The following is a 13,672-nucleotide window of genomic DNA, read 5'->3' on the forward strand; positions in this document are numbered from 1 at the left end:
TGAAACCGTCGTGCATGTGTGGGATTGCCGGATACCTCAACCTCGGTCTCGAAGCGGAAGCGCGCGCGCCTCTGCTGGAGAGGATGACGCGCGTCATCGCCCATCGCGGGCCGGACGACGACGGAATTTACGCCGACGAGCGGGCGGGGCTCGGCTTCCGGCGTCTGAGCATCGTCGATCTGAAGGGCGGCCGCCAGCCGATGTCCGGCGGAGACGGCGCGATCCGGCTTGTCCTCAACGGCGAGATCTACAATCACGAAGCCCTGCGCGCCGACCTGAAAAAGCGGGGGTGCGCCTTCCGCACCGCTTCCGATACCGAGGTGCTGCTGCGCCTTTACGAGGTCGAGGGCCTGGCGGCGCTCTCCCGCCTCAACGGCATGTTCGCCGTTGCGATCTGGGACCGGCGCAGCGGCGAGATGCATCTCGTCCGCGACCGGCTGGGGGTGAAGCCGCTCTATTACGCGGCGGTGGACGGCGGGCTGATCTTCGCCTCCGAGATCAAGGCGATCCTGGCGAGCGGCCGCGTCGAGAAACGGGTCGATCCCCGTGCCGTGTGGGACTATCTGACCTTCCGCTACGTTCCCGCGCCGGAAACCGTGTGGAGCGGGATCAGGAAGCTGCCGCCCGCACACATCCTGACGATGCGCGCGGGCGACGACGCGCCGCGCCTGATCCGCTGGTGGGACGTTCCCCAGGCGCCGCCGCCCGCGGAAAAATCCGATGCCGATTATGACGAGGAATTCCGCGCCTTGTTCGAGGATGCGGTGTCCCTGCGCATGCGCGCCGATGTGCCGGTCGGCATCACCCTGAGCGGCGGCCTGGATTCCAGCGCGGTGGTCGCCGCCGCGGGCGGCCGCGTGAAGACGTTTTCGGTGTCCTTCGCGGATGCGCCGGAAACCGACGAACTGCCTTTCGCCCGGGCGGTGGCGCGCCATTTCGGCACGGATCACCACGAGGTGACGATCGGCCCCCGGGAGTTCATGGACTTTCTGCCGGATCTGGTCTGGCAGACCGACGAACCGTTGGCCGATCTGGCCTCGGTGCCGTTGTTCCATGTTTGCCGTCTCGCCGCCGGGCAGGTGAAGGTGGTGCTCTCCGGCGAGGGCAGCGACGAAATCCTCGCCGGCTACACCTTCGAGCAATGGGCGAAACGCTGGGACGATGCCGCCGCCGCCGGGGCGGCGCTGCCCGCCTGGGCGCGCGGGCGGCTCGGCGGCCTGGCGGCGCGGTTTTCGCCGGAGTTGGCGGCGCGGCGCGGCCTGGCGGCGACGGTGTGCGATCAGCGGCTGACGGCGGAGCCGCTTTGCATGACCAACTACCTGTCGTCGGCGGAAAAGAGCGGCATGCTGCGCGGCGGCGGCGACTGGCCGGACAGTCTGGACCGGGTGCGCGCCGCGGTCGCCTCGCGCGGCGCGGCGCATCCGCTGGATCAGGTGCTCTACGCCTATTGCCAGGATTGGCTGGTCGAGGACCTGCTGATGAAGGCGGACCGCATGTCGATGGCGAATTCCCTGGAATTGCGCACGCCCTTTCTCGACTATCGGCTGGTCGAGTGGGCCGCTGCGCTGCCGCCGCGCTTGAAGGCCGGGCGCGGCGCGGACGGCGTCTACCGCAGCAAGGCGATTTTGCGCCGCTATGCGGCGGAGCGCTTGCCGCGGGCGATCGTCGAGAGGCCGAAGCAGGGCTTTCCGGTGCCGGTTTACGGCTGGCTGTCCGGGCGGTTGTCGGCCTGGGCGAAGGAGATGCTGCTTGCATCCGATGCGCGTTTGCGGGAATGGTTCCTTCCCGAGGCGCTGCAACGGACGGTGGCGGATGGAACCGCGCCGTCTGCGGGGGCGATGGAGCGGCATCGCTTGTGGAACCTGCTGATTCTGGAAATCTGGATGCGACGGTGGCTGGCGTGAAGGGGCGATTGCTGGCTTTGGCCTGGGCGATGCCGCCGGGGGTCTTCCCCCGCGCGTTGCAGGTCTCGCGCACCTTGCGGCAGCTCGGGCGGCAGGGCTGGGATGTGACGGTGGTGACGGTGGACCCCCGGTCCGAGGCGTCCAGGGCGGCGGACGAGCGCCTGGCGGCCTTCTATGCGGAGACCTATCGGCGGATCGTCGTCGATCCCAGGGAGGAGACGCTGCGCAGCCCCCTCTGGTTGCGGGCCTGGCGCAAGCTCGCGCCGCCGGACGACACGCGCGAGGACAATTGGCTGCGCCGCGCCGGGGTGGCGGTGCGCCGGGAACTGAAGGCGGGGCGCTACGATGCGTTCGTCAGCTTCGCCCAGCCTTGGAACGACCATGTGGTCGGGCTCGGCATCAAGCGGCGTTTCCCCGACCTGCCGTGGCTCGCCCATTTCAGCGACCCCTGGGTCGATAGCCCCTATGCGCAGTTCGCCGACGACATGCGGCGGAAGGCCGCGGAGAAGGCGGAGCGCGCAATCATCGCCGCCGCCGACGCGGTGGCGTTCATCAACCGCCATACCGCCGATCTGGTGATGCGGAAATACCCCGAGGCGTGGCGGTCCAAGGTTCATCTGGTGCCGCACGCCACCGAGCCGGACCTGCTGTCCCTGTTGCCCGCGCCGTCGCCGCGCGGCGACGCCATGCGGGTGGTCCACACCGGGAATTTCTATGGCCGCCGCGGGCCGGAGGCGGTTCTGACGGCGGTGGCCGAGCTTGCCTCCGACCCGCAGGTGCGGGGAGCGCTGCGGGTCGAGTTCGTCGGCAACGCCGAGGAAAGGCATCTGCGCATGGCCGGCGAGATGGGTGTGGGCGAGATGGTCGCCTTCTGCGGCAAGGCGGGATATTTGGAGAGCCTGGACCGCGCCCGGAACGCCGATCTCCTGCTGCTGATGGACGCGCCGGCGGCGGTGAACGTGTTCCTGCCCAGCAAGATCGTCGATTACATCATGCTGCGGCGGCCGATCCTGGGGATAACCCCGGCGGAGGGAGCCTCGGCGGAGGCACTGCGGGGATTGGGCTGCGCCATCGTCGCGCCGGACGATCCCGCGGCGATCGCCGCGGCCCTGCGCGCCGGTTTCGCCCGCTGGCGTGCGGGGGAGGAGGCCTTCCCCCTCCCCGACGCGGCGGCGGCGGAGGCCTTCCACATCGAACGGACGACCCGGCAGTTCGAGGACACGCTGCGGCAGGCCATGGACGGCCGGAGGCGGCGCCGATGAAAGCCCGGATTCATCTGGTGGCGGGAGCCCGCCCCAATTTCATGAAGGTTGCGCCGCTTTATCACGCATTGCTCGGCTGCGACTGGGCCGAGCCGGTCATCGTCCACACCGGACAGCACTATAGCGCCGAAATGTCCGATGTGTTTCTGCGCGACCTCGGGCTTCCCCGGCCGCACCATTGCCTGAATGCGCAGGGGGGCACCCATGCGCGGCAGACCGCCGCGGTGCTCTCCGCCTACGAGGACCTCTGCCTCGCCGCCCGCCCGGATTGGACGGTGGTGGCCGGCGACGTCAACTCGACCCTGGCGGCGTGCCTGGCGGCGAGGAAGCTCGACATCCCGGTCGCGCATCTGGAGGCGGGGCTGCGCAGCGGCGACCGCAGCATGCCGGAAGAGATCAACCGGCTGCTCGTCGATGCGGTCGCCGACCTGTTGTGGACGCCCTCCGAGGACGCCGACGCCAATCTGGCGCGCGAGGGGGTTCCTCCGGAGCGGGTCTGCCGTGTCGGCAACCTGATGATCGACACGTATTGCGCCCTGGAAACGCAGATTCTTGCCGCCGGAACGGCGCAGCGCCTGGGTTTGGCGCGTGGAGAATATGCCGTCGTCACCCTGCACCGCCCGGTGAACGTGGATGCTGCGCCCGCGCTGGCCCGCATCGTCGAGAGGCTGGAAGCGCTTGCCGCGGACCTGCCGCTGGCGTTTCCGGTGCACCCGCGGACCCGGGGAAGGCTGCATGAGGCAGGGTTGTGGGACCGCCTGGAACGGACCGGCATGCGTCTGCTCGATCCCTTGGGGTACGTGGATTTCATGAACCTGGTCGAAGCTTGCGGCGCGGTGCTGACGGACTCCGGCGGCGTGCAGGAGGAAACATCGTACCTCGGCGTTCCCTGCCTGACGTTGCGCGAAACCACGGAGCGTCCGGTCACCGTGACCCTGGGCGGCAACCGCCTGATCGGCGAGGACGAAATTCTGCAAGCGGTGCCGTCGGCGGTCGCCGCCGAGCGGGTTCGCCGGGTCATTCCCCTGTGGGACGGGCACGCCGCGCCGCGGGCCGCACGGAGCCTGCGCGAACGGATCGAAGGGGATGCGCGATGAGCGCCGGGGCCCTCCCGCACGCCCTCGGTCCCGCGGAAGAGGAAGTCCTCGGCCTGGTCGCCCGGCAGATCGGGGAGGACGGCCGCACCGCCTCCGTGGTTCTCGGCGCGGATGCCGGGGATTCCCTGATCGATGCGCTGCTCGCGCTCGCCGGAGTGGAAAGCGTGATCCTGTCGCGGACGGGCGAGGCCCTGTCGGCGCGCCACGGCGGCCGCTTCGGCTGGCTGGACGTGTCGGTGCCCGAGGTCCGGCTTCCCGGCAGGATGGGGCGGGTGGTGCACTATTTCGTCGCGGGCGCGCAATGGAACCTCGGTTCCCGCGCGGCATGCCAGGCGTGGCGGCTGGGGGTGCGGACGATCCGCTTCCACGATGTCGATCTCGGCGTCCAGGATGTCGGGGTGAAGGCGCTGCTGTTTCAGGAGGGCTGGAAATCCCTGATCTATCGTCTCGGCCAGACGTACTTCGTGCCGGTTCTCGAGGCGATGATGCGGCGGGTCCTGCGCCAGTTGCAGAAGGAAACGGATTCGCCGGCCGCGGCGTCCGCCGCCTTTCGTCCGGGGCGGGTGCTCTTCGCCGTGGGGTCCCTGGGGCCCGGCGGCAGCGAACGCCAGGTCGTCAACACCATCCTGGGGCTCAAGGCGCGGGGCGCCGACGATGTCGTCCTGGTGCACCAGTGGCCGATGAGCCCGCCCAACGATTTCTTCCATGAGGACCTGGCGCGGGCCGGGGTGCCCTGCCGCCTGCTGGAAGGCGCGGGCGACGTCCGGTTCGGCCCGCCGAGCGACGGCGCACGGCGGTCGAGGCTGGTCCGAAGGGTCCTGCTGATCTGCGGCGGGCAGTCCAACCTGGTGCTCAATTATCTGCGGATGTTCCGGCAGGAGCGGCCCGAAGTGGTGCACGCCTGGCTTGACGACGTCAACGTCCATGCCGGGTTGGCGGCCCTTCTGGCCGGAGTGCCGAGGATCGTGCTCGGCTGCCGGAGCCTGTCGCCGGATCATTTCCCGTTCCATCAGATCTATATGCGGCCGCTCTATCGGGTTCTTCTGGAGAACCCCTCGGTGACCGTGCTCAACAATTCGGAGGCCGGGGCGAGAAGCTATGCGAAGTGGCTCGGCGTCAGCCCCGGGCGATTCCGCGTCGTGCGCAACGGCTTCGATTTTCCGGAAGAAGAAGTCCCTGCCGCCGTCTCGGACCGCCTGCGCGCCGAATTGCGGATTCCGCACGGCGCGACGGTGGTCGGCGGGGTGATGCGGCTGTCGGCGGAGAAGGGGCCGGGCCTGTGGATCCGCGCCGCCGAGATAGTCTCCCAGAGGGTGGAAGACGCCTATTTCGTCCTGGTGGGGGATGGGCCGCTCGGCGAGGAGATCGCGGCGCAGGTGGCCGCCTCGCCCGCGCAGGCGCGGATCAGGCTGTTGGGAAAGCGCCGCGACGTCCGGAACCTTTTTTCGGTGATGGATGTGCTCGTCCTGACGTCGATGGGCGAGGGCCTGCCCAACGTCCTGATCGAGGCCCAGGCGATGGGGGTGCCCGTGGCGGCGACGAACGTCGGCGGCGTGGGCGAAATCTTCGATGACGGAGACACCGGCGTTTTTGTCGGCGGGCACACGCCGGAGGCAGTTGCCGAGGGGGTGCTCGAGGTGATAGGCAATGAGGGCATCTCGCAAAGAAGCCGCCGCAATGCGCCGGCGAGGATGCGTGAGAAATTCTCGATCGCCAGAATGGTCGGCGAGACGATGGCTGCGTACGGAAGACATTGAATGTCGGTCGGAAAGATTCTGTTCGTCATCGGTTCGCTGGATATCGGCGGCGCGGAACTGCAGATGACCATGCTGGTCAGGGAACTGGCGCGGCGCGGCATCCGGTGCGAGGTGTTCTCCCTCAACGTGTCGGGGCCGTTGCGCGGCGTTCTGCAGGCCGACGGCATCGTCGTGCATGACGGCGGCTATGCGACGAATGCCTCGCGTTGGATGAAGTTCGCGCAACTGGCCCGCGCCTTGTTCAGGCTGTTCGCCCTTTCGTGGCGGAGCAAGCCGGACGTCCTTCACGCCTATCTGCCCCTGACCAACTTCCTGGGCGCGCTGGTCGGCCGCGCGGCGGGGGTGCGCCGCATCATCACCAGCCGCCGCGCCCTGGGCACGCACCAGGACCGCTATCCCTACTGGAAGCGGGTGGACCGCATCAGCAACCGCTTGAGTCACTGCATTACCGCCAACTCCCAGGCGGTGGTGGACGACACGGTGCGGCGGGACGGGACTTCGCCGAAGAAAATCCGCCTCGTCTACAACGGCATCGATTTTCCGCGCCTGGCGGATGCCGCGGCGCGGCGCGGCGCGGTGCGGGACGAATTGGGTCTGCTCCCCCACGAACGTGGGGTGGTGTCGGTCGGCAACCTGCTTTCCTACAAGGGGCACGCCGACCTGCTGGAGGCGGTTCCCGGCATCCTGCGGAATCATCCGGGCGCCAAGTTCTTCTTCGTCGGTGAAGACCGGGGGATGGGGCCGACCCTGTCCGCCATGGCGGTCGCCAACGGCTCTGCGAACCGGGTGGTTCTCCTCGGCTACCGGGACGACATTCCCGACATCCTGGCGGCGATGGACCTGTTCGTCATGCCTTCCCATGAGGAAGGTTTCTCCAACGCGCTTCTGGAGGCGATGGCTTCCGGATTGCCGATCGTCGCCACCGACGTCGGCGGCAACCGCGAGGCGCTGGCCAACGGGGATTTCGGCCTCCTCGTTCCGCCGCACGCGCCGCCCGCCCTGAGGGAGGCGATCTGCCGGTTGCTGAACGACGAAGAGCTTTCCGGCCGTTTCGGCGGCATGGCCAAAGATCACGTGCACAGGAATTTCTCCGTTGCCAAAATGATCGATGATTTTCTTGCACTGTATGAGGGGTAGCTCAGCGGCCGAGGAACGGGGCGTCGCCGGGACGGAAAAGGGAACAAGGCGGATGGGGTTTGATGTCGGGTATGAGCGTGCGTTCGGGGGAGCCCCGCCGGCCTCGGGTCGGCGGCGGGACGCATTCCCCGCTTTTGGCCGGTGCACGAATCGAAGCGGGAATTGAGATGAGTCCACGATCGAGCGATTTCCCATTCGTTTCCATGCTCCGCGCGGCGTTTGCCGCGGAAGCGCCGTATTTCGTGAACTCGTTCGACCGTGCCGCGGCGATGTTCGGTGAAGAATGGGCGCGGAACTTCGAAGTCACCCTCCGGGAGCTTCTCGGCGCCGAACCGGCGGTCACCGCCGCGGTGCAGGGCTATGCCGACTTCGCCATGGATGCCCTGCGGCTGCATAAGCGTTTCGAAAAGACCGGGGAGTACGAGGCGAAGAGTTATGCGGATGCGAGTTCCGAGGTTTATCTCAACGCCGGCTACATGAACGACCTCTACCTGCCCGGGATCATGCTGTCGCACTTTCTTTGGCCGCACCACTACCGCCAGAGGCTGTTCTTCGAGGCGAACTTTCTGCCCGAGATGTCCGCCAAAGCCGGTTCCGCCAGGTTCGCCGAGATCGGTACGGGCACGGGATATTATTCGCGCCTTGCGCTGACGCGCGTCGCAGACAGCCGCTGCGACGGTTTCGACATCAGCCCTTCCTCGGCGGCGTACACCCGGCGCCAATGGCAGGCCTTCGGCGTGGAGGAGCGGGCGGCGCTGCACCTGAAGGACATCACCCGCGAGGCTCCTGCGGGGGAATTCGACTGGGCGGTTTCGGTCGAGGTGCTCGAGCATCTGGAGGATCCCACCGGCTTTCTTGCCGCGATTCACCGGATGATGAGGCCAGAGGGGAAGGCGTTCATCACCGCTGCCCTGAATGCGCCGAACGCCGACCACATCTACCTCTACCGCCATCCCGACGAGGTGCGGCGGCAGCTCGAAGAGGTCGGCTTCACCATCGAACAATACTATTTCGGGTCCGCCTACAGGCCCCGGACTGCGGGCGTCCCCGTTCCGGAATCGGCGGCTTTCATCGTTTCGCGGGGAGAACCATGAACGACTTCGAAAAACTGCTGGGCGTCTTCCGCGTTACCTTCGGCAAGCCGGACTTGGACCTTCGCCCGAGCCTGTCGGCGGCGGATGTCGATAACTGGGATTCCTTCAACCACATCAATCTGATCATCGCCATCGAGGAAGCCTTCGGCGTGCGGCTGAAGACGCGCGAGGTCAACTCGATGAAGAACGTCGGCGACCTTGTCGGTATCCTTAACGGCAAGGGCGCCGCGATCGCATGGCCGACTTCGGCCTGACGCATGCTGCCATGAGCGCCATACAGCAGAACCCTCAGTCCTCCGCCGTTCCAAGCTACAGCTGCGCACGGGCGGCGGTTGAACGGCTGCCTGCGCATCCGGGAAAGCGCCTGCGTATCGTTCTCGGCGGCAACTGCACGATGGATTTCCTGATTCCCGGATTGAAGCTGGCCCTGGCGGATGAAGGATACGGCTGCGACGTCGCGCCGGCGTCCTTCGACGGTTGGATTCCCGAGGCCCTTTCCGGGAGCGTCGAGGCGGACGTTTGGGTCGTCTGGGTCTCGACGATGGGGGTATCGGTCGGCGGATCGGATCGGCGCAGCCTGCCGGTCGCGGCGATTGCCGAGGCGGCGTCGGCGATTCTGAAGCGTGGGCAGAAACTGATTTTTCTGCTGCCCGAGGCCGCTGTCGAAGAGGATGACCCCGCCTCGCCGGTTGCGGCCTGGCGTCGCGGTCTGTGCGAGACGCTGCGGCAGGCGCTTCCTTCGGGAACCGTGACGGTCGATCCGGACTGCCTGCAGCGCCGCCTGGGGATCGATCGCTGGCATGCCGGACGCTACTGGAGCACCGCCAAAGCTCCCTGCCACCCCGATGCGATGACCGCGCTCGGGGCCGAGGTCGCGGTCACCATCGCCCGCTGTCTTGCGCCGCGGATCAAGGCGGTGGTGGTCGATCTCGACAATACCCTGTGGGACGGCGTGGTCGGCGAGGACGGGGTCGAGAACCTCGAACTCGACGCCAATGCCGCCGGGCGGCCGCACCTGCACCTGCAGCGTTTCCTCAAGGATCTGTCCCTGCGGGGGGTGCCGCTCGCCGTGGTTTCGAAGAACAACCGGGACGATGCCGTCCGCCCCTTCCTGGAACGGCCCGAGATGATTCTGCGGCTGGACGATTTCGTCGCCTTCGAGGCGTCCTGGGAACACAAATCCGCGGTCATCGCCCGCCTTGTCGATCGTCTGTCGCTGTTGCCCTCGGCGGTTTGTTTCCTCGACGATTCGCCGCGTGAACGCGCCGAGGTCCGCGCGGCGTTGCCCGAGCTTGCGGTGTTCGAGCTGGATGACGACCCGGAGTTGTGGGTCGATCAGCTGGTGCGCTCCCGCCTGTTCGCCATTCCCGCCGTCGGCAACGACGATGCCCTGCGGGTCAAGGACTACCGGGCCGAGATCGCGCGGCGCCGGGCCGCCGACGAAATGGGGGTCGAGGCGTTTTTGAGCGGCCTCGAAATGAAGCTGCGGCCGATGCGGATCGACGCGCGGACCTTTCCGCGCGTGGTGTCGCTGGTGCACAAGACCAATCAGTTCAACCTCACCAACCGTCGGCACGGCCCGGCCGCGATCAAGACCCTGGTCGATGCGCCGGAGAACTACGCCTATTGCTTCGAGGCGTCCGACCGCTTCGGACCGGCGGGCATCGTCGGCGTGCTGATCGCGACGCCGGAAGGCGGCGGCTGCGTTCTCGACACCTGGCTGCTGTCCTGCCGGGTTCTCAGCCGCGGTTTCGAATTCGCCATGATCGAGCATCTGCAGGCGTGGCTGGCCGCGCACGGGGGGGTGCGGGTGATCGCCCCGTGGAACCGCAGCGGCAAGAACGCCTTGCTCGGCCCGGTGCTGGACGGTATGGGTTTCACGCCGGACGGCGAGGTCTTCGTGGCTTGCCCGCCGGCGGTTCCCGCCCATCATTGCATGATCGTCGAGGATACGCCGTGTTTCTGACCCTGAACGACATCCGGGAAGGCATGGAGGCGACGGCGAGCGTTTGCCTCGACGACGAGGCGGTGAACCGCTTCATCGGCCTGACCGGGGACGAAGCGCCGATCCATGTCGATGCGCAAGCCGCCATGGCGATGGGGCTCCCCGGCCGGGTGGTCCACGGCCTGCTCGCCGCCGCGCCGCTGTCCCGCATTCTCGGCATGCAGTTGCCCGGCCCGCGGACCGTCATCCAGTCCCTGCGCCTGGATTACCGGAAGCCGGTGCCGGTCGGTTCGACCGTCCTCTACCGCGTCACGGTGAAGCGCGTCGTCAGCGCGGTGAAGACCGTGATTCTGGAGGTCCGTGCCGAAATCGGCGGAGAGGTGGCGATCGACGGCACCGCGCAATGCACTTTTCCGGCTGGGGACGATGACTAGCCGGCGCCTTTCCCCTTTTTTGCTCCTGCGTTCGGCGGAATTCCTGTTGGCGGCGGCGGTGCTGCTGTTCTTCCTTTGGAATCTGCGCCGTCTGCAGGGGCGGTTGGATCTCGGCGTCTGGGCCGTACAGATCTTCATCCCCTTCGCCGTCACCGTCGTTTCCGCGCTGCTTTGGCGGCTGCGCCGTCCGCTGTTCGGGATCGCCTTCCTGCTGGCGGCGATCGGCGGCGGCGAACTCTTTTGCGCCCTGCTTTGGCCGCCGTTGCCGCCGCTCTCCCAAAACTACCGGACGTCCGGAGAATGGCTGGACTATCTCGATGCGCGGTCGGCCAAGCTCGGCGTCAAGAAAGGGGTATTCGACCGGCGTTCGATGGCCCGGGTGGTCCGCGACCTTCGAAAGGAAGGGGTGGAAGCCTATCTCTGGCGTTCGCGGGAAGTGGTGACCCTGGGCAATGGGCAGCGGGTGCTCTTTTCCGGCGCGCTGCCGTACTCTCTGGCCGTGCATTGCAACGAGGAGGGAGCCTGGGTCACTACGCGCACCGACCGTTACGGCTTCCGCAACCCGGACGCATTGTGGGATGCGGCGCCGCCGATCGATGCGCTGTTCGTCGGCGGCTCGCCGGTCGAGGGGGCCTGCCGCCCCGATGGGGAGACCTTCATCGACGTTTTCCGCGAGCGCTTTCCCCTGACCCTGGGTCTGGGCAACGGCGTGATCCAGGCCTCGGCGCAGAAGCTGGCGTTCTACGCGCCGAAGTATCGGCCGCGGCATATCTTCGTGCTGTTCAACTTTCCGTACCTTGCCATGGTCGATGCCCCCTTGCCCGCGGCGACGCCGTATGAGGAACTCGCCCCGGAGCTGCGCAAGGAGGCGGTCGAACGCAATCGCGTCCGGAACGGACTGGAGGGGGAGAGGCTGGACGCAGCGATCGCCAAGTTCGATGCCGACCTGATCGAGAAGCGGCGGCTGTCCCGGTTGTCGGCGTTCGGCCGCGCAACGGAAGCGGCGCGCGCGGCGATCGCCAGGGACGGGTTCGTCGCGTTCGCCCTCGATCGCCTGCGCCTGCGCAGTCTCAAATGGCATTACATCGGCTACGTTCCCCGGCCGGGCATGGCGCCGGCCGCCGCCGGACTGTCGTGGCCTTCGGTGGAACGGGTCATGGCGGAGCTGGCCGGGATCGCCCGAACCTCGGGGTCCCGCCTGCATCTCATCGGCTATTGCCGGCTGGGCGGAGACTGTCTGACGCCGGAGGCCGCCGCCACCCTGCGCGCCATGGGCCGACGCATGGGGTTCGATCTCATCGACGTCGGGGAAATGACCCAGCGGAATCCGGACATGCTGGTCGTCCATCCGACGCGGCAGGGATCGCGCGAGATCGCCGAGCGCCTGATCCGCGACATCGGCGGCAGGTAGGGCGGAAATGGTCTACTCCACGTGCACCTTCGCCCTCTTCTTCATCGCCGTCGCGGCCTGGTTTTTCGCGTTGCGCGATGCGCGCGCGCAGCGCGGCCTGCTGATTTTCGCGTCCGCGTATTTCCTGTCCTTCACCGATCTCGGCAGTCTGGCCGTCGCCGCCGCCGTCCTGCTGTGCGCCGGGCTGGCCCTGCGGGCCAACCGGTCTGCCGTTCTGCGCACGCCGGTGCTGGCGGCGATCGTCACCGCGCTGGTCTGCAACCTGATGTTCTTCAAATTCCGCAGCTATCTGCCCGATTTCGAGGCCGCCTGGCTGCCGGATGCCCTGAGGACCAAGTGGCTCATTCCTCTCGGCATCAGCTTCTACACCTTCCAGGTGATCGGCGCGCTGATCGACGCGCATGGCCGCGCCGATACGGTCGGGGCCACCCGCCTGGGGCTGTTCGTGGGGTTCTTTCCGCATCTGATCGCCGGGCCGATCTGCAAGATACGCATGTTGCTGCCGCAGTTCGACGGGGTGAAACGGCCGCAACTGCGGAGCCTGGCGATCGGCACCAATCTCTTCGCGATCGGCTTCGCGAAAAAGATTCTCGTCGCCGACCCCCTGGGGACGGCGTTCGCCGATGTCTGGGCCGACCCGTCGCCGCATTCGTCCGTGGCGATATTCTGCGCCGCGCTGGCCTTCTATCTTCAGGTCTACGCGGATTTTTCGGGGTATACGGACATGGGGCGGGGCATCGCCCGCATCCTCGGCTTCAGGCTGCCGGTGAATTTCCGCGGTCCCTATCTGTCGTTCTCGCCGCTCGAGTTCTGGCAACGCTGGCATATCTCCCTCACCGACTGGTTCCGCAACTACCTCTACCATCCCGCCGCCCTGATGCTGGCGCGGCGGCTGAGGACGCATCTGTGGCGCAGAATCGCCCTCGGGGGGCTGGTGCTGGCGATCATGTCGGTGATCGGCCTGTGGCACGGGGCGGCGCCCCGTTTCGTTCTCTTCGGGGCCGTGCAGGGGGTTCTGATCCTGCTCTGGCAGATGGCCGCCCGGGGGCGGGCGCCGCGCGGCGTCTGGCGGCGTGCGGCCTGCGTGGCGGTTTTTCAGACCGTTCTCTGCCTGTCGTATCTGGTGTTCCGGGCGGAAACTCCCGCGGCGACGCTATCGATGCTGCATTCCCTTTTCACCCTGGCGGCGGGCCAGGGGGTCTCGGCCGAGGCGCTTTCGGTGCTGGGGTTCGGTTTCGCCGCGGTGTTCGCCTGCCAGGCGGTCGAGTTCACCGCGACGCGGCGGGCGGTCAGCCGCGTGCTGTGCGGAATTCGCCGCTCCTGCGCGGTGTGGGGGATCACGCTTGCCGTCCTCGCCTGCGGCATGGGCTACAAGACCGTGATTCTGGACCAGGAGATACGCCTGCCCGGGCATGCGGCGGTGGAAAAAGGCAACCTGAACAAGTTCATATATTTCGATTTCTGATTTTTTCGGCGTCGCGCGGGATCGGGCTCCGATGGCGGCCTGATTGTTGATGACTCGTTCGAAGGCGTCCTGCTACCCTCCGACCGCGAAGGCCCCCCGCGGCGAGGATGGCGGCAACCCGACGAAGACGAGACCTTTTCCTTTTCCGAGGACGGGCATGATGGCG

11 protein-coding genes are annotated in these 13,672 nt (G+C 67.4%); all 11 read left to right on the top strand.

Annotation, left to right across the window (positions count from 1 at the left end):
• The first annotated feature begins 14 nt into the window (after positions 1-14).
• On the top strand, positions 15-1,904 hold the full coding sequence (gene asnB, locus O7R11_RS06390; protein WP_337996667.1) for an asparagine synthase (glutamine-hydrolyzing): 1,890 nt from the start codon (positions 15-17) through the stop codon (positions 1,902-1,904).
• Entirely contained in the window at positions 1,901-3,166 is a 1,266-nt protein-coding gene (locus tag O7R11_RS06395; protein WP_337996668.1) for a glycosyltransferase, read from the top strand. The genes asnB and O7R11_RS06395 overlap by 4 nt, the downstream gene beginning before the upstream one ends.
• Positions 3,163-4,263, top strand: a complete 1,101-nt coding sequence (wecB, locus tag O7R11_RS06400; protein ID WP_337996669.1) for a non-hydrolyzing UDP-N-acetylglucosamine 2-epimerase — start codon at positions 3,163-3,165, stop codon at positions 4,261-4,263. Before O7R11_RS06395 ends, wecB begins: the two co-directional genes overlap by 4 nt.
• Positions 4,260-6,020 carry a glycosyltransferase gene (locus O7R11_RS06405; protein WP_337996670.1) on the top strand — a complete coding sequence of 587 codons (1,761 nt, stop codon included), beginning with the start codon at positions 4,260-4,262 and terminating at the stop codon, positions 6,018-6,020. Before wecB ends, O7R11_RS06405 begins: the two co-directional genes overlap by 4 nt.
• Positions 6,021-7,157: a glycosyltransferase gene (locus tag O7R11_RS06410; protein ID WP_337996671.1), complete on the top strand. Its 1,137-nt coding sequence runs from the start codon at positions 6,021-6,023 to the stop codon at positions 7,155-7,157. It abuts the gene before it with no gap.
• 62 nt (positions 7,158-7,219) lie between these two features.
• Positions 7,220-8,251, top strand: a complete 1,032-nt coding sequence (locus O7R11_RS06415; RefSeq protein ID WP_337996672.1) for an SAM-dependent methyltransferase — start codon at positions 7,220-7,222, stop codon at positions 8,249-8,251.
• The gene (locus O7R11_RS06420) at positions 8,248-8,505 is read left to right on the top strand and encodes an acyl carrier protein (protein ID WP_337996673.1); all 258 of its coding nucleotides are present in this window, start codon (positions 8,248-8,250) and stop codon (positions 8,503-8,505) included. Before O7R11_RS06415 ends, O7R11_RS06420 begins: the two co-directional genes overlap by 4 nt.
• On the top strand, positions 8,487-10,217 hold the full coding sequence (locus tag O7R11_RS06425; protein WP_337996674.1) for an HAD-IIIC family phosphatase: 1,731 nt from the start codon (positions 8,487-8,489) through the stop codon (positions 10,215-10,217). Before O7R11_RS06420 ends, O7R11_RS06425 begins: the two co-directional genes overlap by 19 nt.
• Positions 10,208-10,630 carry a MaoC/PaaZ C-terminal domain-containing protein gene (locus O7R11_RS06430; protein WP_337996675.1) on the top strand — a complete coding sequence of 141 codons (423 nt, stop codon included), beginning with the start codon at positions 10,208-10,210 and terminating at the stop codon, positions 10,628-10,630. The genes O7R11_RS06425 and O7R11_RS06430 overlap by 10 nt, the downstream gene beginning before the upstream one ends.
• 46 nt (positions 10,631-10,676) lie before the next feature.
• Positions 10,677-12,041 (top strand): hypothetical protein, encoded by a 1,365-nt coding sequence (locus tag O7R11_RS06435; RefSeq protein WP_337996676.1) that lies wholly within the window; start codon positions 10,677-10,679, stop codon positions 12,039-12,041.
• Positions 12,042-12,048: 7 nt separating this feature from the next.
• Positions 12,049-13,506 (top strand): MBOAT family O-acyltransferase, encoded by a 1,458-nt coding sequence (locus O7R11_RS06440; protein WP_337996677.1) that lies wholly within the window; start codon positions 12,049-12,051, stop codon positions 13,504-13,506.
• Positions 13,507-13,672 lie beyond the last annotated feature (166 nt).

It is taken from the genome of Oleispirillum naphthae, assembly GCA_027864655.1.
In the GTDB taxonomy this organism is placed as follows: Bacteria; Pseudomonadota; Alphaproteobacteria; order Rhodospirillales; family Rhodospirillaceae; genus Oleispirillum; species Oleispirillum naphthae.